This window comes from Lysinibacillus sp. ACHW1.5 (assembly GCF_022014815.1).
GTDB lineage: Bacteria > Bacillota > Bacilli > Bacillales_A > Planococcaceae > Lysinibacillus > Lysinibacillus capsici.
In genome coordinates, this window is record NZ_CP091777.1 from 752813 (window position 1) to 776728 (window position 23916).

Here is a 23916-nt window from a genome sequence, read left to right on the forward strand (position 1 = left end):
ATTATATAGAAGGTAGATTTACGGCAGGTATTGCCCGTAAAATGATTGAAAGCTCGGAAGGAGGGGACAAGCATGATAGAGGAAAGAAATGAAAAGGATGATGTGCAATTTGATGAGGCACATCTACGAGAAATGCTAGAAGCACATAATATTGACGCATTCCGTGATGAGTTTTTAGAACTTCATCCATATGATCAGGCAACGTTTTATGAAAAGGTGGAACCTGATATAAGGAAAATCATCTATTCGTTCTTGTCTCCAACAGAAATGGCTGATATTTTTGAGGCAATCGATATTGAAGATGATGAGTATAAAGCATATCTTGCTGAAATGGATCCATCATACGGTGCAGAAATGCTATCTCATATGTACGCGGATGATGCGGCAGATGTCTTAAATGAACTGGATACAGCACAGCGCGAAAGCTATTTAGAAATGATGGATGAAGAAGCGGCAGAAGATATTAATGAGCTACTAAGCTACGATGAATATACTGCTGGCTCTATCATGACCACTGAATATGTCGCTATACCAGAAAATTCAACAGTTCGTTCAGCTATGGCCATTTTGCGTAAAGAGGCACCAGATGCTGAAACTGTTTATTATATTTTTGTAGTGGATGAAGAACATCGTCTGACGGGTGTGATATCGTTACGAGATTTAATCATTGCTGATGAGGATACACTTATTCGTTCCATTATGAATGAACGTGTCGTGATGGTACATGTAGGCGATGACCAAGAAGAAGTCGCGCAAATTATGAAGGATTATAATTTCTTAGCGACACCTGTTATTGATGATAAAGGAGAATTACTTGGTATTATCACAGTTGATGATATTATTGATGTTATTGATGAAGAGGCTTCTGAGGATTACTCTAAATTAGCCGGTATTTCGGATATGGATAAATTTGATGTAACACCATTCCAAGCGGCTAAAAAACGTTTGCCTTGGCTAGTAGTTCTACTGTTTCTAGGTATGTTAACAGCTAACCTAATGGGGCAATTTGAGGATACTTTAGATAAGGTTGCCTTACTAGCTGTCTTTATTCCATTAATCTCAGGAACTTCAGGTAATAGTGGAACACAGGCATTGGCCGTGGCCATTAGAGGGATTGCAACAGGTGATGTAGAAGAACATAGTAAATTGAAGTTACTATTACGTGAAGCAGGTACTGGCTTAATGTCAGGCATTGTTTGTGGATTAATTGTTATTGGGATCGTTTATTTTTGGAAACATGAACTTGTCCTAGGTATGTTAGTAGGGGCAGCGCTTTGTGGTTCTATTTTAGTGGCAACATTAGCTGGTTCATTTATTCCATTGTTAATGCATCGACTAAAAATTGACCCTGCTGTTGCATCAGGACCCTTTATTACTACATTAAATGATATTACAAGTATTTTAATTTACTTGGGCTTAGCGACAGTTTTCTTAAGCCAAATAGGCTAAGAACCAATTTGCTTACTTTCGCATATTGTATGGAAAAAAGGGAAGTGAGTAAAGTGGATCAAGAACCACGCTTGTTTATAAAATCACCATCATATTTTTTAAATATTTCTAAGGTGTTACATGAACTTGATTTGGATGAAAGTACATCTGTCTATGTAAAGGACACTATGTTCGATGAGCAAATAGCTGAAGAAAAAAATGAGGCAGTGGATGAAGTACAAATAGATCCTTATTTACTGAAACAGCTCCAGTTTTTAGAAAAACCATTTCGTCAGAGAGCCTATCAGCCATTATTAGTTTGTTTAAAGGATGGTAGAAAATTAACTGGGACAGCTTCAGATGTACAGAATGATTCTTTAATGCTCACATCATTAGAATTAAAAATACAGGAAATCATTCATTTTGAAGATATACAGCAAATACTTTGGCGCGGAAGAAAATTGCCAACTTTATAAAAAAAGTGTACAGCAGAGGATGCTGTACACTTTTTTATGTGTGTGTGTCAAAGGTGAAAGAATTAGTCACAAATCCCTAAGTCAACATCAGCGATACATTGTACAGCGCAGAAGCAAGATAAATCCACAGTAATACAGCTATCTGTTGAGCTCCAGTCATCTACTTTACAGATTTTCTTCATGTTGATACAACAACCATCTTTGCTTAGTAAGTCTACTGTACTTTCACTAGAGTCAAATGTACATAAAGGCTCTAAAACACGTAAAGTAGCACAGCATTCATCAAACATATCTTCTACGCGGAAGAATACGGATGTACAAATACAAGGATCTGCTGTTGGAGAGTTAAAGAATGCTTTGAAAGGAGTACCATCTTTTGTAATTAACATGAAAACACGTGTATCTGCTTGTGAGCGAGCAGGACTAACAATCCCGCCTAGTGGCTCTAAGAAACAGTTTGCTGTACATGGAGAACACTCATCTCGCACCGCTTGATTTTGAATATCTAAAATAGCGCGAACTACGTCACAAACGCAGCCTGCTGAATGGATTGGTCCAATAGGATTTGTTGGCTTACCACAACCCATATTGTCACCCCCTTTCCTTGTTACTACTTCTACAATATGTACTTTTGAAAACTGGACTCGGGCTTTTGTGTATTTCTTTGAATGAATAGTTTTTTTATGTGTGGAGAAACTGTAAAGAAAAGGAGGGTAAAACTTGAGGCTACTAGGAATGACGTTACCTCTCTTAGTTGTTTTATCGCTGTTAAATGGTTGTGCTGAAAAGGAAAAATTTATCGTCTATGGGTCTCCACAAAATGAAAGTGAAGTCGAAACCCTTATAAAAGAAGAAGACTATGTTGATCGCTCAACGGTTATCCAATATGACGATAGTATGCTTATTGCAGTACAAATTAAACCATGGGAAAAGTGGAAAAAAACTAAGTTAGAGAAAAAATTGCAAAAGAAATTTGAAGAGAAATATCCAAACAAAGATGTGTTTGTCTCCGCTGATTACAAAATTTTTTATGAAGCCAATAAAATAAAAAAGGATCAGATGGAAGATAATAAATTAAGCGATAAAATTACAGAACTAAAAGAGCTTGCAAAGGAGGAGACATAAATGGAAAAAGAGCAATATCAACAGTTAGAGCAAAATGTTACACCAAAGCCCCCTTATTTAAAGAATGTAGCAAAAGCCTTTTTCGTTGGCGGTTTTATTTGTGCAATTGGTCAAGCTGTGTCTCTTTTTTATATTATTTTCTTCAATTTTACAGAGGCAACAGCAGGAAATCCAACTGTTGCAACGATGGTATTTTTCGCCATGATATTAACAGGTCTTGGCCTTTATAAAAGAATTGGTCAATTTGCTGGGGCTGGATCGGCAGTTCCAGTAACAGGCTTTGGGAATGCTGTTATTTCGGCAGCTATCGAGCATCGTTCTGAAGGGCTAGTCTTGGGAGTTGGCGGAAATTTATTTAAATTAGCAGGATCAGTTGTTTTATTTGGCGTAGTGTCAGCATTTTTTGTAGCGCTCATTAAATATATCCTCGTAACGATAGGAGTGGTTTCATGGTAATTGTATTTCAATCGAAACCCTCTCTTTTAGCTGGTGGAGTGGTAGCGGGTCCTTTAGAAAATCGGAGTGTTTTTAGTCAGTATTTTGACTCCGTTTATGATGATGAACGTTGGCAAATGAAAACAAATGAACAGGGTCATCGCAAAATGATTGAAGAAGCTTGTGAATACGCTATGAAAAAAATGGGCGTGCAAAAAGGTGATATCAATTATTTAATGGGCGGAGATTTAGTCAATCAAATGACACCAACTAATTTTGCCGCTAGGGATTTAGAAATCCCTTTTATTGGACTATTCTCTGCATGTGCCACTTCCGTATCTTCAGTCATTATTGCATGTCTGTTAACTGAGTTAGGTGCTGCTAATTTTTCATTAGCAGGTGCCTCTAGTCAACATAATGCAATTGAACGCCAATTTCGTTACCCCATCAATTATGGCGCTCAAAAACCGCAAACAGCCCAGTGGACTGTAACTGCTGCTGGTTATGCGTTAATTGGGAAGCATCGCGAGGAATATCCTTCTATAGAAGCGGCAACAATTGGCAAGTCTGTTGACTATGGTATGGATGATCCTTTCCATATGGGTGCTGCAATGGCACCTGCTGCTTTCCAGACGATTCAATCTCATTTACAACAGAGAAATCAAAAAATTTATCATTACGATTTAATTTTAACAGGCGATTTGGGACAGCTTGGCTTAAAGCTATTGAAAGGTATGCTTGTGGAAAATGGCGTAAAAAATGAAGAGCTCTCATTATTACGTGATGCAGGTGCTGAATTTTATGGACAGGATGAAGCATTCCAATCTGGTGCAAGTGGAGCAGGCTGTTCGGCAGCTGTTTTTTTTAGTTATGTTATTCAACAAATGCGTGCAGGGAGCTATAAGCGAGTTTTACTAGTAGCAACGGGGGCGTTATTATCTCCGCTATCCTATCAGCAAGGCGAGACGATTCCATGTACAGCACATGCGATAGAAATTACGATGAAATGAGGCAAAAAACATGGTTATGACTTTTGTATTTGCATTTATTGTTGGAGGCATTATTTGTGTCATAGGCCAATTATTAATGGATGTTGGTAATTTAACACCGGGCCATACACTAAGTACGTTAGTGGTTGTAGGTGCGATTTTGGATGGTATGGGCTTATACGAGCCATTAATTAATTTTGCTGGAGCAGGGGCGACAGTGCCCATTACATCCTTCGGGAATTCATTAACACATGGTGCTTTGGCAGAGGCGGAAAAACATGGACTTGTTGGCGTATTAACAGGCATGTTCGAAGTAACAAGCTCAGGAATCAGTGCTGCTATTGTGTTCGGCTTTATTGGTGCCTTAATATTTAGACCAAAAGGGAATATTGACTAGACGAATACCCCTCCCATTTTTACGACCGAAACATATTATAGGTTGTAGAAGGGAGGGGTGCTTTTATGGGATACCAAGGCTGGGGCTCACAACCGTACGGAAATAACGTTGGTGGGTGGAACAATAGCTACTGCGGAGGATACTCTGGAGGCAACAACAACTATGGTTATGGTTCTACATTTGTTCTAATTGTTGTACTATTCATTCTATTAATTATTGTTGGCGCTACTTACATCTAATTTGATGAACATAATAAAGGCTTTAGCTTTTATTTAGGAAATTCTAAATAAAGTTAAGGCCTCCACCATTTGCGAAATGTTTCGTGCAAGACGCAAGGTCATTTTGAGTTTTAATGATAGGAGGGAAAACATGCATCGCTCGTTTTTTAATTCGATTGAGCAAAAAACAGGTGTATCGATGGATGAAATCTTCGCATTAGCCAATGCCATTCAACATGCGGATTTTACCAGTGAAAAACAAGTAAGAAAAATTGTACGACGTGTTGCTAAAATATCTAACAGATCGATTACGCAAGAGTTAGAAGATAAATTAGTACAATCTATTATTCAAGATGGAGCATCACTAGATTTCGATAAAATCACTAGAATGATGAAGTAGCGCATGGCATATCTACTTGGCAATGCAGCTTGTTACGATAGAGTAGATGAATGGTGGCAAGCGAATTCGTCTCATAAAAAAGGGGTGTTACGACATTATAAATATCGTAACACCCTTTCATTAAATATTTTTCTCCATAGCACGGTGGGGAATACCTGCATCCATAAACTCAGGTGAGGTAACTGTAAAGCCTAGCTTTTCGTAAAAGGGAATTGCATAGCTTTGTGCATGAAGTTTTAAGGTTTTTTTATTGATGGAAATGGCATGCTTCTCCATTTCCTTCATGATTAACGCGCCTAATTTTTTGCCGCGTTGAGATTGTAAAATACAAACACGCTCAATTTTAGCTGTATTGTTGTCAATACTGCGTAAACGTGCTGCACCTACAGGCTCATCGTTATCATACATAATGAAATGTGTTGCAGTTGCATCCTCAGCATCACATTCTAGATGAAGCGGAACACCTTGCTCTTCAACAAATACTTTTTTGCGAATAGCAAAGGCATCATCGTGTTCTTGCTTTGTTTCAACAATTTTAACGTTATACAACAATCACTCAGCTCCAGACAAACGGAATGTTTCGTAAGTTGTCCATGAACCATCTTCTAATTGATATAAAAGATGAATGCGATCAATTGTATCTTTTTCATCAACGCCTGTCATGCGTAATTGACCAAAAATATCATCATGCTCTGAATCTGACATTTTTTGAGCGATTGTAATGTGTGGAACAAATACATGCTTCATTTCCCCATAAGGGATTTTTTCTTGAAGTTCATGTTGAAATGCTGCTAATTGTTCTGTTGGTTCAATGCGGAAGTAAATCGCATTTGTTGTAGGGAAAAACGAACTAATGCGAGATGCATGAATGTTTAAAGGTGCATATTTAGCAGCAAATTCATCTAATTGCTTGACGATGGTTTGAATCTCTTCTTCAGACGCATCGAAGCTGTCTTTTAATGTCATATGCGGTGTAATCTTTGCATAATGAGGATCGTATCGTTTGCGATAAGTATTCGCTAAATCTTGCAATTTTTTTGATGGAAATGCCACAATACCGTACTTCATAGTCCATTACCTCCCGAAAATAAACAATTTTTCTCATTAAGTATAACAGAAATTTCAGTTTTCGTAATTTGAATCGCCTAATATTAATTGAAATTTTCAATTAATGCACGACGAAGGTCTGGTTTCCAATATTTCCATGTATGATTGCCATCAAACTCGTCATAAAATGTAGTAAACCCTTTATTTATCATGAGATCATGCAATTGACGATTAGGTGTTAAAAAATCTTTGATGGTTTTATCCATTGTCACAACCTGATCTTCGCCTTTACCGACGATATGGTAGATAGAAATAGATCCTGGATCTTTAAAATTTTCCACAGCCTTTAATACATCCTCATCTACATAAGGGGATTGTAGTATGACTTTGCCAAAGATACTTGGATATTTTAAAGCAGCCATTAAGGAAGCAGTAGCAGCCATAGAGTCACCAATCACTCCACGACTCATACCCATTTGGTAAGTGGCATACTCCTGATCTAAATACGGCACTAGCTCATGTGCTAAAAAGCGAAGATAGGCTTCATGTTGCTCACCGCTCGGGATATATTTATGACGTCGATCTTTTATGTCTTTGTAAGGAACAAATGCAATAATTAAATTTTCGATTTCATAGTCATCAATCAGTTCATCAGCTAGCTTGGTAATACCACCAAGCTGGAAATAATCTTTACCGTCTGATGCGATTAAAATATTGTATTTATATAGTGGAGAATAATTTGCAGGAACATAAATATAGAGCTGTAATTCTTCCTGTAATGACTCACTGTAAAATGTTAAATCCTGTACTGTTCCCTTATCCAATGATGACACTCCTTCTTGTGTTTGTAACAAAATTGTACCATATTACGTAAGTAAAGGTATAATAGGTTGGGCTAGCATTATACTAGCAATAAAAATCGAAATGAGGGTTAATTATGCATAATAAAAGTATTCGTGTGCACTCTGACGAAGTAGCAAAGGCAGCTCAAGCCGCGTTAATTCGTAGAGGTGTAGCGATAGAGGATATCGCTGAAATTGTTTACGAAATGCAAAAAACCTATAATGAAGGTTTAACACTAGAGCATTGTGTTCATTCTGTTGAACGTGTATTACGTAAGCGAGAAGTGCAACATGCTTTATTAGTAGGAATTGAATTAGATGAATTAGCAGAGAAGAAGTTATTATCTTCACCACTACAACAAATTATCGAATCAGATGAAGGTTTATTTGGTGTAGACGAAACAATTGCACTAGGATCTGTATTTACATATGGCAGCATTGCCGTTACCACTTTTGGTCACTTAGACAAGCAAAAAATAGGGATTATCAAAAAACTAGATACAGAACCTGGACATCATGTCAACACGTTCTTAGATGATTTGGTTGCTAGTATAGCAGCTTCAGCGGCTTCACGTATTGCACATCGTATGCGTGATTTAGAAGAGGAAGGCGAAACATTTGCTGATATCGAACCTGAAGAGCTAGGGCCAAAGCCAAAATCACATAATGAAATATAAAATGAGTTTCTTCCATTAAAAAAGAGCCTTCTCAAATTTTTTGAGAAGGCTCTTTTTTGTATTACTTATGATCATTATATGCTTTTACAAATTCTTTTACTTTTTCGCTGTCTGCTTCAAGTTTTAAACCTGTATCAATTAATGGAGAAACTGTGGATACAGCTGGTTTTTTATTGCCTTGATAATAGCTAATGAATTCATCTTGGTTAATAGAGTATAGAATTGCTTTACGTAAATCTGCTGAATCAGACACCGCACGGCCAGATGTATTCATTTGTAGGTACGACACAGCATTACTATCTGCCGTGTTTAATGTTAGTTTAGCATCTGATTTAACAATATCCAGTTTTGTTTCTGGTACTGTTTGTAGAACATGAATTTCACCATTACGTAATGCAGATAGGGCGCTATCGACATCAGAGATAAAACGGACATTGATTTTAGCAATTTTTGGCTCATATTCGCTGCCAGCTCGATAAGCAGGATTTTTCACAAACTGTGCTTCATAATCATTTTTATTCACTAAAATGTAAGGACCACTTGCATATAATTGGTTATTGAATGTAGCTGAACCTTCCGTTACAGTAGCTTGATCACCATAGGCAATGTCCTTGTCAGGGTTGTAGTTAGCCACATCATACGTATTAATACTTGTTACTTGTTTTTCAGATACGATACCACCAGATTGGTGGGCTAAATAGTTTAATACTTGTGGGAAAGGTGTAGGTGTTGTAATTTTAATAACTTGGTATGCACCTGCTGCATTATTAACAGCACCTTTATCTTTTGCTAATTGCGCTACAGAAGCAGGTAGATTTTGTGATAATGCTTCTAAAACGGATTGCTCAGAGCCTGCTACTTTTTTATTTTGTAATTCAGTTAAATCAGAAACGATTTCGACTGTTTCAATGTTTTCATGAATGCTGTAAGTACGATGATCTGGTACTGAATTAGCGTCTTTCGCACGGTTTAATGAGAAGACTACATCTTCAGCTGACACTAATTCACCTGTATCAACAGCTGCACCATCTTTCACTGCTGCAAAATTAATATCATCGCGTAAAAGGAAGTAATATTCTTGATTACCTTCAGCCATTACATGGTTATAAGATAATGAACCATCTGACACAACTTCATCAGTGTCTGTTAAGTTAACAAGACGAACATACATATTTGTGTTTAATGTGTTGATTGAACCATCATTCCCTTTGATCGGGTCTAGTGAAGTAAGAGAATTGATTGTTTGGTGTAAAATTAAAGGTTCTGTTGCATTTTTAGATGTATCATTAAATTCGATTTTTTCCCAAACTTGTGCACGAGATTTTGGTAAAAGAACTGTTTTAGGGTTTACTAGTTCAGAGTAGATCCCTTGATACTTATTGGAAATATATAAAGGCGCAATATAAGCCTGATCAAATACTAATAATTGTTCTAAATCTTTATATTTGGCTGCTGCTTCTTCACCAGTCAATGTGCTCGCTTCATCAATTAATGCATCTAATTTTGAATCTGCCACCACACTGTAGTCACCGCCAGTTTTAAATAAACCACGAACAGCATAATCAGGGTTCCCTGTAACTGTCGTCCAGCTTGATAGGGCAAGGTCATAGTTACCTGCTTCTTTTTGAGCAGAGAAAGAACCGTAATCTGGTTGAATATTTAGCTTTACCTCAAAACCATTTTTTACTAATTGGTCTCGTACAATATTCATATCTTCTTCAGAAGCTGCCATTCCTAATACTTCAATGGCAATTTTGTCATTGCTCTTGTCACTATCTTTTGAATCTTTACCGCCTTCTACGTCAGTTTTTGTTTGTACACAGCCAGCCAAAGCTAGTACTGCAACGAATAAAAATACAAGTAATTTCTTCATAGTTACCTCCGATTAATTTGTTTTTGGATCTAAAGCATCTCGTAAACCATCTCCTAAGAAATTAAAGGAGAGGACAAGAAGCATAATACAAAGACCTGGGAAAATAGCGACATATGAATGTGTTTCCAGGTACGTACTACCAACTTTTAAAATATTGCCCCATTCGGGAATATGTGGCTCAATACCAAGCCCTAAAAAACTCAAGCTACTTGTTGAAATAACAGCTCCGCCAATCGTTAATGTTGCTTTCACAATCATTGGTGCTAAAGAATTGGGGACAATGTGCTTGAAAATAATAGCTGCATCAGATGCACCTAAAGCTCTAGCCGATTCTACAAACTCATAATTAGCAAGCTGCATAACATTTGCCCGCATTGTACGGGCATAGGTTGGAATGGCTCCAACACTAAGTGCAATAATTAGATTTACCGTATTAGCACCAAATGCAGCAATAATAGCAATGGCTAACAATATCCCAGGAATGGCATATAAAATATCGAGACTTCGCATGATGATATTATCAGTGGATTTACCATAATAGCCTGAAAATGCTCCTAATGCGCCCCCAATAACTGCGGGGATAATCGTGGAGAAAAATCCGACGATTAATGATATTTGTGCCCCAAACACAATACGAGAAAATAAATCTCGACCATAATTATCTGTGCCTAGTGGATATTCTAATGTCGGTATTTGTAGCAATGCTCCATAATTATTTTCAGTAGCGAAATCATAGTCGAAAGTCCAAGAGCTTGTCACGGATAACGAGAACATGAAAATAATGAAGAATAAGCCGAAAACAGCCATTGTATTGCGTAAAATCTTCTCCCATATTTTTTGCCATTTCTCAATAGAAGATGGATTTGCTTTTCGAGCCTTTTGGATGAGGCTATATCCTAGTAAAGTCGCAAATAGATTACCAGTGAAAGTCGCCAATAGGAGGACAATACCTGGAATAAGCATCCATTTAGGTGCCTCAGTTGCTGTAACATACTTTGTACATAAAATGGCCATCACGATATAAAGAAGCGAGAGTACTAGGAAAACGCTCATTGCTAGTAAAAACGTATCTGTTACATATGGCTTAAATAAATTCAATGCTGCAATACCTAAGATAAATAGCTGTGTTATAAAGGCATAGGCAGCAAAAGTATATTCTGCAGTCTTTCTTTTTGACACAAGCATAAATGCAAAGGATGTCGAAAAAATATTGCCTGACAGTATCGTTATTAAAAGGGGATAGCCAAACATTCGAGTATTATTTTGAATGGCACCATGCGTTGCTAAATCCCTTTTAATTCGTAAATTGACGAAGGCAACATATGCCGTAATAATGGCATAAATAACAAAAAGAAGCAGAACCACTGGTCGCCAGCTATTGCTGGAAAAATTATAGCTATAGGCTAGAAATAGTAAAGAAAACAGTAAGGAAAAGACAAAAGTAAAATGAGAATTGACATATTCCTGTGTAATCTTCAAGAGTAGTTTGACATGTAAGATGTTTTTCACAGGTGATCCTCCTTTAAGACTTCTTCATTTTCGAGCGAATGCGTGGATCAAAAAAGGCATACATGATATCAATGAATAAATTGACAATCGAAATGGTGATGGCGATATAAACAACGCCGCCAAGAATGGCCGGAATATCAGGGATAAATTGTTTATCGACGATATAGCTACCAATCCCACTAATGTTGAATACCTTTTCTGTTACAGATGCGCCTCCCAACATACCTCCAAAAAGAAGTCCAATCACCGTAATAATCGGAATCATAGCATTACGAATGGCATGTTTTGAAATCACTTTGAATTCATTTAAGCCCTTAGCTTTTGCTGTAATAATGTAATCCTCATGAATCACCTCAAGCATACTTGACCTTGTCATCCTAGCAATAGATGCCGTAATGGATGTTCCTAAGACGACAATTGGCATGATGAGCGATAGCCAATTATGAGGATTATAGGTAGCTGGAAACCATTGTAGCTTTAGAGCAAATGTCAAAATAAAAATTAAACCTTGCCAAAAGCTTGGGATGGATAAGCCAATTAAAGCAATGAACATAAATGTGTAATCCAAATATGAGTTTGGACGAACAGCTGAAATAATCCCGACTGGAATGGCAATAGCAATAGCCATTAGCAACGACAATACGGCAATTTCAAGAGTGACAGGAAATTTTGTAGCAATGCTATGTGTGATATCTTCTTTACCTGCAAAGGATGTACCTAAATCAAATGTAAATAGACCGGATAATGCGTTCCATAGCTGTGATAAATAAGGTTGATCCAAACCATGAATGCGATTAAAGTTTTCTATTTGCACAGGTGTTGCTTCAACTCCGAGTATGTTTCTTGCTGGATCAAAAGGTGATAAATATAAAATGGTAAACACTAATGTAGCCACACCAACAATCACAATGAAGCTTTGTAAAATACGTTCAATGATAAATTGCAGAAATGGATTCGCAAATAAGATAAGTACTACATAAAATAAAACAGCTGGTAGAAAGGTAAGAGCCACAAAACGTTTGTTAGTTAGTTGCTGATTAAAAAATTGGGCATAGGATAGTTGTTGTATGTCCTCTTTTTGTAAATCCTGATCCACTTGCTGCTGAAGCTTTCTTTGAGCTAAGTGTTTGGCTGTGAGCTGAATTTGTGATTCCAATACAGCCTCTTTAAAAAATGTAGCTTTTGCTATTTCTTGTTGCTCAAATTCCTTTTGCCACTGGGCAACCAATCCATGCTCTATATAGTACTGACTACGCAATGCAAAAGCCTGATCATAAGTGTTTGAAAGTTTCCTTTTCCGATAGATAAAGTATGTAAAAGGGTGAACTAAAATACTAAAAAGAAAAAGAAGTAGATGATAAGGCTTTTGATGCATTAGTTTTTGATAAACCGTAGAAAAGAAAATAAATTTCTCGGGTTTTAAATGATTTTTTGAAGTAACCATGCATTTCCTCCAAACGTAAATAAAATATTCAGCATTATATTGTATAATTCCTATCAGTATTGTAAAGTATGGATTATACTTGAAAGTAAGTCAATCACAAATTTTAAAAAGGATGGGTCGAATGAGTGAAAAGCTTTTAGAAATCAATAATCTTCGCGTATCCTTTATCACAGGGGAGACAGAATTTGAAGCAGTTAAGGACGTTAGCTTCCATTTAAATAAAGGTGAAACACTAGGAATTGTGGGAGAGTCTGGAAGCGGGAAAAGTGTAACGGCTCGCTCCATTATGCGTTTATTACCATCGCCACCTTCATTTTTGAAATCTGGCTCAATTGTGTTTAAGGGGCAAGAACTCACTGAATTTAATGAAAAACAAATGGAAGGGATACGTGGACAAGATATTAGTATGATTTTCCAAGATCCGATGACATCCACAAACCCTACTATTCGAATAGGTGATCAAGTGGCTGAAAGTTTAATCAAGCATCAGTCAATGTCAAAAACCGAAGCCTATCAACAAACAATAGAATTATTAAAACTGGTTGGTATTAGAGATGCAGAAGAACGGTATCGACAATACCCTCATGAATTTTCAGGTGGTATGCGTCAACGCGTAATGATTGCTATGGCGCTTGCTTGTAATCCCTCACTGCTTATTGCAGATGAGCCAACAACAGCACTGGACGTTACTATTCAAGCTCAAATCCTAAAATTGATGCGCGATATGCAAAAGAAAATGGGAACGTCTATTATTTTAATTACACACGATTTAGGCGTTGTTGCAGGTATGTGTGATCGCATCATAGTGATGAAAGAAGGAGAAATAGTTGAACAGGGCACAACAGAAGAAATTTTTGCAAATGCCCAACATCCGTATACCCAGAAATTATTGAATGCCTTACCAAAACTGCATGAGAAAAAGCAGCCAAAAGAGATTGCTACTATTCAGCCAGGTATCGATCGACATAAGCCGTTAATAGAAGTGACCCATCTATCCAAAGAATTTCCATTAGGTCGTGGTCAAGCGTTGAAAGCAGTGAATGATTTATCGTTCTATATATATCCTGGTGAAACATTGGGCTTGGTTGGTGAATCTGGTTCAGGTAAATCGACTACAGGTAGGACGATTCTTCAACTTCATCAACCTACAAATGGAGAGGTTCTCTATCAAGGGATACCTGTAACAAGGCTATCGAAAAAACAGCTAAAGGCAATGCGTCGCCATATGCAAATTATTTTCCAAGACCCCTATTCATCGTTAAATCCTCGCAAAAAAATCTTAGACATTATTGGCGAGGCTCTAGATATTCATGGTCTGGTGAAGACACATGAGGAGAGGCGACAACGGGTAGAGGAATTGCTTGAACTTGTTGGTTTGAAAAAAGAGCATGCCATGCGTTATCCTCATGAATTTTCAGGAGGTCAGCGTCAACGAATTGGTATTGCGAGAGCATTGGCGGTTGAGCCAAACTTTATTGTTTGTGATGAACCCTTATCGGCACTGGATGTTTCCATTCAAAGGCAGATTGTTGATTTATTAAAAGAATTACAACAAAAGCTTGGATTGACGTATTTATTTATTGCCCATGATTTATCCATGGTAAAGCATATCAGCGATCGTGTAGCCGTCATGTATGGTGGAAAGATTGTAGAACTGGCAGAAAGTGAAGAGCTATACGCTAACCCACAACATCCATATACACGTGCATTATTACGTTCTATTCCTATTCCAGATCCTGCAATAGAGAAGCAGAAATATAATGAAGCTGAACATGCAGAAGATGTGAAAATACGTTATGAGGTAGAAAATAGTCAACTAGTAGAGGTTACTCCTAATCATTGGGTAGCTGTGAATAGATGATAGCTTGAATGTAGTAGCTTGATATTTTACAATAGAAACATCGTGTAACTTGTCATCTTCTTGATGATGAGGTGCACAACTTATACGAATCGTAAGTATAAGAAATGATGATTAGTTGTGAGGGGCCTACTACATGAAAATGCAAGACATAAAAACATTAATAACAAGTGGTACGATTATTTTGGCTGTAGCATTGTACATGATATTTGGCAGATCACCTGCGGAAGATCAAGATACTAAATCAGTTACAGATCAGCAAGGTACTATTACCATTGAACAAGTGGAAGAAAAAACAGGTAATAAACGCTTTGAGATAGACTATATTAAAGCATATGATGGGGATACGATTCAGGCGACAATTAATGGTGAGAAACGAAAAATTCGTCTATTAATGGTGGATACTCCTGAAATGAATTACAACAAAGGTGGCGCTCAGCCATATGCGGAAGAAGCAAAAGAGTATACGATCAATTTATTGGAAAGGGCTAATAAAATTGAAGCTGTCTATGATGTTGGACCAGAAACAGACAATTATGATCGCCTTCTAGCCTACGTGTTTGTAGATGATGTCTTATTACAGGAATCTTTATTAAACGAAGGGCTTGCAGTTGTACGTTATATTCATAAGCCAAACAATACATTTGAAGATGCATTTGGAGCTATTCAACAAAAAGCTCAGAATGCAAAATTAAATATTTGGTCACATAAGGATTACTTCCAAAAAGATGGTTTTCACCCTGAAGTAGTTCAATAATCTATAAATTCTTTACTATATGCTTTTAATTTTAGCTAGGAAGCTGCTGCCAGTATCTTATAGGTAGCAGCTTCCTATTTTAAATTTCCTATTCAAAAGCTTTTGGCATGGTGAGAGGTCAAGGTCGTCTCTCTGTATGTAATGCATGATATTGGTCGTAAAAATCTACTGTAGAGGTTCAGTACACGGTTGCGGAGAAGGCGATCTCACAAAGGAAAGCAAGCAGCCAACCAGGAATGTTTTATTTTCCGAAAAACGGAAGATAGCTACTGATAAATGAAAAAATCATTTTTATGAATGTTGACAATCAATATGATAATGATTATCATTATCATATAAAGAATATTCCTTGTTCTACAATACAGTGTAGAGAGGATGAACTTTAGCTACTTTTCTCCAGAAGTTTGCTAGTTCATGATTACGCTCCTGAAACCCCCCTCATTTTTGGGAACGTTAAAAAATGTAGACGGCTCATTCTATTATAGAATGAGCCGTCTACAATCTGAATCTATTTACTAATGAGTAGTAAATGGGTTCTCTTTTTATGCTTGTACATCTTTCGTCCATTCGGCTACTTTATCTTGATTGTTAGCAATCCATTTTTTCGCAGCATCTGTGGCACTCATGCCTTCCATTATATCAAACATTACACTTTCTATATCTTCAGCACTCCAGTTGAAACGGTCAAGGACACTATAGGCTTCAGGGGCATCCTCTTTGAAACCATTCCGCGTAAAAGTGCCAATATATTCTTCTGTTCCATACAAACCTTTGGGGTCATCTAAGTATTTTAAATCATAGGCATTAAAGATCCAGTGTGGTGACCAGCCCGTGATGATGATTTCTTCATTATTAGAGATAGCTTGACTGAGGGCTGCGGTCATTGCACCAGCAGACGAGGTCAATACATTCCAACCTTCCAGATTCTTATATTCCTTATAGGCATTTTCTGTCGTAGCCATCATATTAGCTCCTGGTTCAATGCCTGTAATGGTTTGATTAGCTTGGGTTGTTAAATCTTCAATAGAATCGACATCCATATAACTTGGTACAACCAAACCAATCTTAGCACCAGTTAGGTTTTCTCCTAAGTTCTCTATCTTATTGTTGTATTTTTCTACTTGTGGGGCATGTGTTTGTGGCAACCAAGCAGATACCATACCATCGACCTCTCCGTTTGCAAGTGCTTCCCACATGATCCCATTGTCTAAAGGTGTCAGTGTTACCTTATATCCTAAATCTTCTAGTACTTGTCCTACTACATGTGTAGATGCAACCTCAGTATCCCATTCAACATATGCTAAATTGATTTCACCTTTATCCGTATTCTTTGTGTCCTCATTTTCCGAACCACATGCAGTTAACACAATAAGGCATATAAATGCTATGCCTATTTTCAATAACTTGATGAGTTTCATAGTACATCTCCTTTCTATTATTTCTTACATAAACGTATAAATATTAACAAGTAACAACTTAATTCTATAAACAAGTTGTCACTTTTGTCAAATTGATGGTTTAGTCATACCGTGTTAAAAAGATGGAACATAATCAACTAAACTTCGTTGTGCCCATTAATTTTTTTATTGTTGTCATACGATAGGTGAAAATGGAGTCGGAGATTTGAGGAGGCTTAGTATGCATTGGATTACAATTATCTTAATAGGAATCGCTGCGAATTTAGATAACTTGGGGATTGGTCTAGCCTATGGAGTTAAACAAGTTAAAATTCCAATTTTATCAAATGCTGTGATTGCTATTATGTCGATGATTGTCACATATGTCGCAGTAACAGCTGGTAGCACAGTTGTTGAGTATATTTCACCGCATACTGCCAATTTACTAGGGAGTTTACTACTGTGTGTGATTGGTCTATGGACTTTGATGTCCAATAATTTTTCTAATCAGCGGATAGCAGGAAATCCCGAATTATTTGATGAAGATAAAAATCTAGTAATCTCAACAAGAGAAGCAATGGCACTTGGCTTTGTCTTGTCAGCGAACTGTTTAGCAGGAGGTATTGCAATAGGCGCAAATGGCATCTCAGCCCTTTGGACAGTCATTTCCATCGGCGTATTTTCCTTTATCACAGTTGGAGTGGGAAGTAGATGTGGCTCTTTACTAGCAAAAACGTTTATTGGCAAGCATTCTACAGCAATCTCAGGATGGCTACTTATCATGATTGGTATTTTTGAGGTTTTTGCAAAATAATATATTGCTGCGGCTAAATATCACCAAATATTGGTGATATTCTTTTTATTACATAGAGAGGGATGTACCGATGACTCGACTTTTTTTTATGTTTAAAAAAATTTATTTTTAATTACTTGACGTAACTAAATTATTAATATATAGTAGGTTACAGAAAGTAATTAAAAACTTTTCATAAGCTAAGATGTAAACAAATAAGTAACTACAAATGTTTATCCTATCCAATTTTGGGTAACATAAAAGATGTAGTTGCTTCATATTTTAAAATATATCTCGAAATCGAGATAAAATCAACCAATTGGAGGAATTTATAATGGCAAAATGGAACATTGATTTAGGACACTCAGCAATTAACTTTCAAGTAAAACACATGATGGTATCAAAAGTTAAGGGTGTATTTGACAATTACTCAGCAGATATCGAAGCAGCAGATCTTGCAGATTTAACAACTGCTACTATTAGTTTTACAATTGATCCAGCGAGCATAAATACACGTAGTGAAGATCGCGATAATCATTTAAAAGCAGCAGATTTCTTTGATGCCGAAAAATATCCAACGATTACGTTTAAATCTACAAACATTGCTAAAAAAGCAGGCGATGAATATGCAGTAACTGGTGATTTAACAATTAAAGACGTTACAAAATCAGTAACATTTGATACAGAATTTAATGGGAAAGGCACAAATCCATGGGGTCAAGAAGTATACGGCTTTGAAGCTGAAACAACAATTAATCGTGAAGACTTTGGTCTAACTTGGAATGCAGCATTAGAAACTGGTGGAGTCCTTGTTGGGAAAGATATTAAAGTAACGGTTGAATTAGAAATTAATCCAGCTTAAAAATAGATAGCTAGGGCATGTTTGAAGTAACCTTCAAACATGCTTTTTATGTAGCTCAAAATAGATCCTTATGGAATGAAGCAATCTAGCAAAAAGAATTTGAGAAAAATTACCAGTAAATAAGTTTCTTGCATATTTTTAGTAATTACTGCATATAAATCATCATATTGTTTTTGGGGGCGATAGGATGAATGTATTAGTGACAGGCGGCTATGGTTTTATTGGCAGTGCAGTAGGTAGGCGTTTTTTTGAAGAAGGTGCAACGGTTTATATTATTGATAATTTAAGTACAGGGCATCTACGGAATGTTGACTTTGAGCATAAATCCTATCTTTTAAATGTTGAGGATGAGGTTTGCGAGCATCTCTTTAAGGAAATAAACTTTGATGTGGTCGTCCATTGTGCAGCGCAAACGAGCGTGCAGCAATCTATCCAGGAGCCAGTAAAGGATATTTTGACAAATATAGTTGGACTTAGCCAAATGCTTTTTTTATCATCGAAGTATAAGGTACAGCACTTTGTCTTTGCCTCCTCAGCAGCTGTTTACGGGGATAGTCACTATCCTCCATTAGAGGAATCAGATGTCTGTGAACCAATATCTATGTACGGATTAAACAAGAGCATTGGCGAAACCTACTGTGAGAAATGGCAAAAAGATTATCGTTTGCCCGTTCTTATTTATAGATTTGCCAATGTTTTCGGGCCAAGACAGCAAATGCAAGGTGAAGCAGCTGTGATTCCAAGTATGTTAAAAAGTAGTATGGCAGGTAAACCATTTACAATTTATGGTGATGGTGAACAAACGCGAGATTTTATTTATGTAGACGATATTGCTGATGCTATATACGCAGGTGTATCTGCACGTTTACAAGGCACGTATAATGTATCCACTAATGAGGCTTGGTCTATTCACCAGGTCATCTTACTGCTCCAACACTTAAACCATCCACTTGAAATTCAATATGCTCCAGCACGAGAAGGGGATATTGAGCATTCGTTTTTAAATAATAATAAGTTAGCCAATGCAATTGGTTGGAAGCCTAAAATTTCTTTTGCAGAAGGCATTGAACGTACATTGCATGCGCTACAAAATGAATCATTAGCAGAAATTCAACAAAAAAGTGGATAAAGGGACAATAAAGTAATAAGACATATTACATTGCGTAATATGTCTTTTTCTATGTCTATAGTATAATAATTCATTAAAGAAATGGTTGTGGACGGAGGCTTACATATGCTTGTAGATTTTAGAGTAAAGAATTGTTTAAGTTATAAAGATGATACGTTGTTTTCAATGGTAGCTGGAAGTCGCCTACGAAAATGGAAGGATACCCATACAATTCAGTTTGATACACTTCGTCTTGTAAAAAGCGCATTTATTTTTGGTCCAAATGGAAGCGGAAAATCTAATCTGTTTACGGCTATTAAAGTATTACGTTCCTTGCTTTTTAATTTTGAAAACTTAAATAATGTAAAGCAGTTACGTCTACCCTATCAACCGTTTAAGTTAGGAAGTCAGCAAGACAAACCAACAGAGTTTATGATATCGCTTTTTTTGGACGGAGCTTTCTATGATTATGAAATACAGTATAATGCTTCTCAAGTTCTCTATGAACGTCTTGTGAAAACGAACAAGTCACTGAAGGAAGAGCTATTTGTCAGACAATGGGATGGTACAGAATATTCTTATGAGACATTTCAAACAGCTTCACAGGAATTGACAAAATATACACGTAATAATACAGCCTTTCTATCCGTATTACATGTTTTTAATGATCCAGACGCTTTAAAGATATTCGATTGGTTTTTACATAAAATTCTTTTCCTAGATGAAGCAAATCGGTTATCAAGTCATCCCCTTATTCGTAAACTTGAAGAGGAGCCCTTTAAAAAGGAAGTGATCAAACTGCTAAAAATTGCAGACCTCTCTATTCAAGATGTCACGGCTAGACGTGTGGAACGCAGAGAGAAAAATACAATTGGCTATGAATTTGATTCGCCTGAGGTGATTCAAGAAGTAGATATTGATCTACATTATTTATCATTTGATGAAGCAGGTGCACCGATAGGGACAAAAACAATTAATTGGACAATGGATTCTAAGGGCACCGTGCGAATGCTACATTTAGCCTGTGTGATGGTGGATGCTTATAATAAAGGAAAAACCATTTTTATAGACGAATTCGACACAGCCTTCCATGTATCGATTTGTGAGTTTTTAATGGCCATTATGAATAGCAAACGCAATAGCAGTAATCAATTTGTCGTGACAAGTCATGAAATAGAATTACTTGATCAGCCACTACGCGCCGATCAAATTTGGTTTGTTAATAAAAGCTTTAAAAATGAATCGGAACTATATTCCTTATTTGATTTTGCAGATTTACAAAAGAAACGTGGAGATCTTTCTTATGCGAAACGCTATATGAAAGGGGAATTTGGTGCAACGCCTGTCATTAATGAGTATTTATCTGAACAATACTTAGAAGAAGCGGAGGTATCTGAGCAGTGAGAGTACGTCAACAAGGGAGCCGAACACTGCGTAAAACTATTTTAATTTATTGTGAAGGTGAAACAGAACGCATCTATTTTGAACAAATGCGTATTTTAAAGCGCTCTAAGATGGTTAGCGTCAAAATAAAAAACGTTAAACGTTCAGCGATCAAGCTTGCCCAACATGCTTATCGAGATTCCAGCTACCAATACTTTGATGAAGTTTGGATTGTATTTGATAAGGATGATCTAACTGAAAAGCAACTAGAGGAAGTAAATCAATTTTGTGAGGAAAAAAGTATTCATATTGCGTATACAAATGAAGCATTTGAATTGTGGTTACTCTTGCATTTTGAGGAAGTTGATAGTACAGAAAAATATCCCCGTGCTGTCCTCAATGACAAAATGGAACAGCACCTTGGTGTGAGTCGTTATTTCCGGCATAAGGCTGATGAATCCATCATAGCCCCTATTGCATTACGACATGAGGTAGCAATTAAAAATTGCACAGATATGATGGCACTCCGAGAGACAGAGAGCCGTGACAACCCATACTGTAACATACATGAAATGATACGATACATATTTTAAGATTGAGCAGGTTTTCTATTAACAAATAGAAGCCTGTTTTTATCTTTCCATAATGCTTCGTCGAAAGGAAGGCATGTTTCTTTTTCCAAAACATATAGTGTATATGGAGCGAAATTAGTACATGTATGAAAGGGGATTGCGTGGATAACTCAAAGTCGAATCAATCCAAAAATGTAGAAGGAAACCCAAAGGATCATCAATTAGAGCAGTTTCGTGTCGAGAATGAGGGTACGAAAATGACAACGAATCAGGGACTAAGGGTGTCCAATGATGAGGATTCGTTAAAGGCAGGTGTTCGTGGTCCGACAATTATGGAGGATTTTCATCTTAGAGAAAAAATTACCCATTTTGATCATGAGCGTATTCCAGAGCGTGTTGTACATGCCAGAGGTTTTGCAGCACATGGCGAGTTTGAATTATATGAATCCATGTCGGAATATACGAAGGCAAAATTTTTGCAGGATCCGAAAAAGAAGACACCTGTTTTTGTCAGATTTTCGACAGTGGTAGGGAGCTTAGGTTCAATGGACACAGCTCGTGATGTACGTGGGTTTGCCACAAAATTTTATACGGATGAGGGGAATTATGATTTAGTTGGTAATAACATCCCTGTATTTTTTATTCAGGATGCCATTAAGTTTCCCGATTTAATTCATGCCGTAAAGCCTGAGCCTCATAATGAAATGCCACAAGCAGCCTCCGCACACGATACTTTTTGGGATTTTGTAGCCAGTAATCAGGAAATTGCACATATGGTAATGTGGGTAATGTCTGACCGTGCCATTCCTCGAAGCTTTCGTATGATGGAAGGTTTCGGTGTGCATACATTCCGTTTCGTCAATGATAAGGGAAGATCAAGATTTGTGAAATTTCATTGGAAGCCTGTGCTAGGAGTGCATTCTCTTGTTTGGGATGAAGCCCAAATAATTGCAGGGAAGGATCCAGATTTTCAACGAAGAGATTTATGGGAAGCCATCGAAATTGGAGATTATCCAGAGTTTGAGTTAGGCATACAGATACTAGAGCCTGAGGATGAATTTAAATTTGATTTTGATATTTTAGATGCGACTAAGCTTTGGCCGGAGGAACTAGTACCTGTGAAGAAAATTGGAAAGATGACCTTAAATCGCAATGTGGATAATGTCTTTGCTGAAACAGAGCAAGTTGCCTTTCATCCAGGTAATGTTGTGCCTGGCATAGATTTTACCAATGATCCTCTACTACAAGGTCGATTGTTCTCCTATTTAGATACACAATTGATTCGATTAGGTGGACCGAATTTTGCTGAAATTCCTATTAATCGCCCGATTTGCCCCGTGCATAACAATCAACGTAATGGCTTTAGTCGACAGACCATTAATTTAGGCAGGGTAAGCTATCATAAAAATTCATTAGCAAATAATACACCAGCCACCTCTACTGCAAGAGAAGGCGGATATGTTCATTACGAGGAAAAGGTTGAGGGAAGAATTACGAGAGCGCGGAGTAAATCCTTTGACGATCACTTTTCACAAGCAAGGCTATTTTGGAACAGCATGTCTCCACCTGAAAAACAACACATTATCGATGCCTTTAGCTTCGAAGTAGGAAAAGTGAAAAGTAAATCTGTTCGACAGCAAGTAGTGGATATGTTTGTTCATGTGGATAAAGTAATGGCTACCACAGTAGCAGACAACGTTGGTGTTAATCGACCTAATGGTGAGCAGTCTAAGGTAACGGCCTCTTCACCTGCACTGAGCCAAGCCAATACCGTTAAATTGCCTTATACGCTGAAAGTAGGCGTTTTAATTGGTGATGGCTTTGATGCAAATGAAGTCGGGGAAGTATTGAAATATTTAACAAGACAAGGTGTGCGCTATAGCATAATCTCTGATCGACTAGGTGTGGTAATAGGGAATAATGGTGTGCAATTAACGGCTACTGACACATTTATTACAACCGATGCTGTATTATTTGACTCGTTATATGTTGTTGGAGTAAAGGCAAGTAATCAGGCGAAATTCAATACTTATATCGTCAATTATATAAATGAAGCATATCGTCACTTTAAGCCTATAGGATTTGCTGCATCTGGCACAACCTTCTTTAATATGTCGAATGCCAATGTAGGGCCGGGAATCATTTTGGCTACAGGTAATAAAGATTTTCCGAAAAAGTTTGTAGCTGCCATTGCTCAGCAACGATTTTGGCAGCGAAATATTTATTAAATCAATGAGCGTCGAATACTCACGAAAGAGAAGCGAATACCCACGGAGAGTAAGCCTCATACCTGCGAAAGAGAAACGAATGCTCATAAACGTTAACA

25 protein-coding genes are annotated in these 23916 nt (G+C 37.1%); 17 read left to right on the forward strand and 8 right to left on the reverse strand.

Translation table 11 applies throughout. The features are described 5' to 3' along the window. Positions 1 to 72 precede the first annotated feature (72 nt). Together mgtE and L6W14_RS03455 are read left to right on the forward strand one after the other, a co-directional pair. Positions 73 to 1449 (forward strand): magnesium transporter, encoded by a 1377-nt coding sequence (gene mgtE / locus L6W14_RS03450; protein WP_048392024.1) that lies wholly within the window; start codon positions 73 to 75, stop codon positions 1447 to 1449. Positions 1450 to 1502: 53 nt separating this feature from the next. Beyond that, positions 1503 to 1904, forward strand: coding sequence for a hypothetical protein (locus L6W14_RS03455; RefSeq protein ID WP_227744987.1), 402 nt, complete (start codon positions 1503 to 1505; stop codon positions 1902 to 1904). Between the two features lie 62 nt (positions 1905 to 1966). Here the strand turns inward: L6W14_RS03455 and L6W14_RS03460 are convergent, their stop codons facing one another. Next, positions 1967 to 2491: a CotY/CotZ family spore coat protein gene (locus L6W14_RS03460; RefSeq protein WP_004230953.1), complete on the reverse strand. Its 525-nt coding sequence runs from the start codon at positions 2489 to 2491 to the stop codon at positions 1967 to 1969. A 133-nt stretch (positions 2492 to 2624) separates the two neighbouring features. Between L6W14_RS03460 and L6W14_RS03465 the strand changes: the two genes are divergently transcribed. From L6W14_RS03465 to L6W14_RS03490, 6 genes are all read left to right on the forward strand, one after another. Continuing rightward, positions 2625 to 3029: a YhcN/YlaJ family sporulation lipoprotein gene (locus L6W14_RS03465; RefSeq protein WP_227744986.1), complete on the forward strand. Its 405-nt coding sequence runs from the start codon at positions 2625 to 2627 to the stop codon at positions 3027 to 3029. Next, on the forward strand, positions 3030 to 3485 hold the full coding sequence (gene spoVAC, locus L6W14_RS03470) for a stage V sporulation protein AC (protein WP_004230957.1): 456 nt from the start codon (positions 3030 to 3032) through the stop codon (positions 3483 to 3485). It begins immediately after the preceding gene. Beyond that, a complete protein-coding gene (locus tag L6W14_RS03475; RefSeq protein ID WP_131522064.1) occupies positions 3479 to 4474 on the forward strand; it encodes a stage V sporulation protein AD in 996 nt (331 codons plus the stop codon). The genes spoVAC and L6W14_RS03475 overlap by 7 nt, the downstream gene beginning before the upstream one ends. Positions 4475 to 4490: 16 nt before the next feature. Then, positions 4491 to 4850 (forward strand): stage V sporulation protein AE, encoded by a 360-nt coding sequence (gene spoVAE, locus L6W14_RS03480; RefSeq protein ID WP_369700615.1) that lies wholly within the window; start codon positions 4491 to 4493, stop codon positions 4848 to 4850. Positions 4851 to 4915: 65 nt separating this feature from the next. Further along, entirely contained in the window at positions 4916 to 5089 is a 174-nt protein-coding gene (locus L6W14_RS03485) for a YjcZ family sporulation protein (RefSeq protein WP_004230967.1), read from the forward strand. A gap of 130 nt (positions 5090 to 5219) precedes the next feature. Beyond that, positions 5220 to 5468, forward strand: coding sequence for a stage VI sporulation protein F (locus L6W14_RS03490; RefSeq protein WP_004230969.1), 249 nt, complete (start codon positions 5220 to 5222; stop codon positions 5466 to 5468). Positions 5469 to 5588: 120 nt separating this feature from the next. On the opposite strand, the gene L6W14_RS03495 is transcribed toward L6W14_RS03490, so the two are convergent. The 3 genes from L6W14_RS03495 to L6W14_RS03505 form a co-directional block, all read right to left on the reverse strand. Beyond that, entirely contained in the window at positions 5589 to 6017 is a 429-nt protein-coding gene (locus tag L6W14_RS03495; RefSeq protein WP_054549889.1) for a GNAT family N-acetyltransferase, read from the reverse strand. 3 nt (positions 6018 to 6020) lie between these two features. Then, on the reverse strand, positions 6021 to 6536 hold the full coding sequence (locus L6W14_RS03500) for a YjcG family protein (RefSeq protein ID WP_131522063.1): 516 nt from the start codon (positions 6534 to 6536) through the stop codon (positions 6021 to 6023). Between the two features lie 83 nt (positions 6537 to 6619). After that, on the reverse strand, positions 6620 to 7339 hold the full coding sequence (locus tag L6W14_RS03505) for an alpha/beta hydrolase (protein ID WP_131522062.1): 720 nt from the start codon (positions 7337 to 7339) through the stop codon (positions 6620 to 6622). Between the two features lie 113 nt (positions 7340 to 7452). On the opposite strand from L6W14_RS03505, the gene L6W14_RS03510 reads away from it, so the two are divergent. Beyond that, entirely contained in the window at positions 7453 to 8034 is a 582-nt protein-coding gene (locus tag L6W14_RS03510) for a phosphatidylglycerophosphatase A family protein (RefSeq protein WP_131522061.1), read from the forward strand. A 61-nt stretch (positions 8035 to 8095) separates the two neighbouring features. On the opposite strand, the gene L6W14_RS03515 is transcribed toward L6W14_RS03510, so the two are convergent. Genes L6W14_RS03515 through L6W14_RS03525 form a run of 3 tightly spaced genes read right to left on the reverse strand, consistent with a single transcriptional unit; the run spans position 8096 to position 12860 of the window. Beyond that, the gene (locus L6W14_RS03515) at positions 8096 to 9907 is read right to left on the reverse strand and encodes an ABC transporter substrate-binding protein (RefSeq protein ID WP_237899387.1); all 1812 of its coding nucleotides are present in this window, start codon (positions 9905 to 9907) and stop codon (positions 8096 to 8098) included. Positions 9908 to 9919: 12 nt separating this feature from the next. Then, positions 9920 to 11416 carry an ABC transporter permease gene (locus L6W14_RS03520; RefSeq protein WP_131522059.1) on the reverse strand — a complete coding sequence of 499 codons (1497 nt, stop codon included), beginning with the start codon at positions 11414 to 11416 and terminating at the stop codon, positions 9920 to 9922. Positions 11417 to 11429: 13 nt separating this feature from the next. Beyond that, complete coding sequence (locus L6W14_RS03525; protein WP_131522058.1) at positions 11430 to 12860, reverse strand: ABC transporter permease; 1431 nt, start codon at positions 12858 to 12860, stop codon at positions 11430 to 11432. Positions 12861 to 12981: 121 nt separating this feature from the next. Here L6W14_RS03525 and L6W14_RS03530 point away from each other — a divergent pair, with 121 nt between their 5' ends. Together L6W14_RS03530 and L6W14_RS03535 are read left to right on the forward strand one after the other, a co-directional pair. Next, a complete protein-coding gene (locus L6W14_RS03530; RefSeq protein WP_237899389.1) occupies positions 12982 to 14721 on the forward strand; it encodes an ABC transporter ATP-binding protein in 1740 nt (579 codons plus the stop codon). Positions 14722 to 14854: 133 nt separating this feature from the next. Continuing rightward, the gene (locus tag L6W14_RS03535) at positions 14855 to 15475 is read left to right on the forward strand and encodes a thermonuclease family protein (protein WP_237899390.1); all 621 of its coding nucleotides are present in this window, start codon (positions 14855 to 14857) and stop codon (positions 15473 to 15475) included. Positions 15476 to 16017: 542 nt separating this feature from the next. Here L6W14_RS03535 and L6W14_RS03540 read toward each other — a convergent pair. Beyond that, a complete protein-coding gene (locus tag L6W14_RS03540; RefSeq protein WP_131522055.1) occupies positions 16018 to 16893 on the reverse strand; it encodes a glycine betaine ABC transporter substrate-binding protein in 876 nt (291 codons plus the stop codon). Between the two features lie 220 nt (positions 16894 to 17113). On the opposite strand from L6W14_RS03540, the gene L6W14_RS03545 reads away from it, so the two are divergent. From L6W14_RS03545 to L6W14_RS03570, 6 genes are all read left to right on the forward strand, one after another. After that, entirely contained in the window at positions 17114 to 17686 is a 573-nt protein-coding gene (locus L6W14_RS03545) for a manganese efflux pump (RefSeq protein WP_131522054.1), read from the forward strand. A gap of 313 nt (positions 17687 to 17999) precedes the next feature. Further along, positions 18000 to 18527, forward strand: coding sequence for a YceI family protein (locus L6W14_RS03550; RefSeq protein WP_131522053.1), 528 nt, complete (start codon positions 18000 to 18002; stop codon positions 18525 to 18527). Positions 18528 to 18714: 187 nt separating this feature from the next. After that, positions 18715 to 19656: an NAD-dependent epimerase/dehydratase family protein gene (locus L6W14_RS03555; RefSeq protein ID WP_131522052.1), complete on the forward strand. Its 942-nt coding sequence runs from the start codon at positions 18715 to 18717 to the stop codon at positions 19654 to 19656. A 105-nt stretch (positions 19657 to 19761) separates the two neighbouring features. Then, entirely contained in the window at positions 19762 to 21039 is a 1278-nt protein-coding gene (locus tag L6W14_RS03560) for an AAA family ATPase (protein WP_131522051.1), read from the forward strand. Further along, positions 21036 to 21611, forward strand: coding sequence for an RloB family protein (locus L6W14_RS03565; protein ID WP_131522050.1), 576 nt, complete (start codon positions 21036 to 21038; stop codon positions 21609 to 21611). Before L6W14_RS03560 ends, L6W14_RS03565 begins: the two co-directional genes overlap by 4 nt. Positions 21612 to 21736: 125 nt before the next feature. Then, positions 21737 to 23818, forward strand: a complete 2082-nt coding sequence (locus tag L6W14_RS03570; protein ID WP_193767415.1) for a catalase — start codon at positions 21737 to 21739, stop codon at positions 23816 to 23818. Positions 23819 to 23916 lie beyond the last annotated feature (98 nt).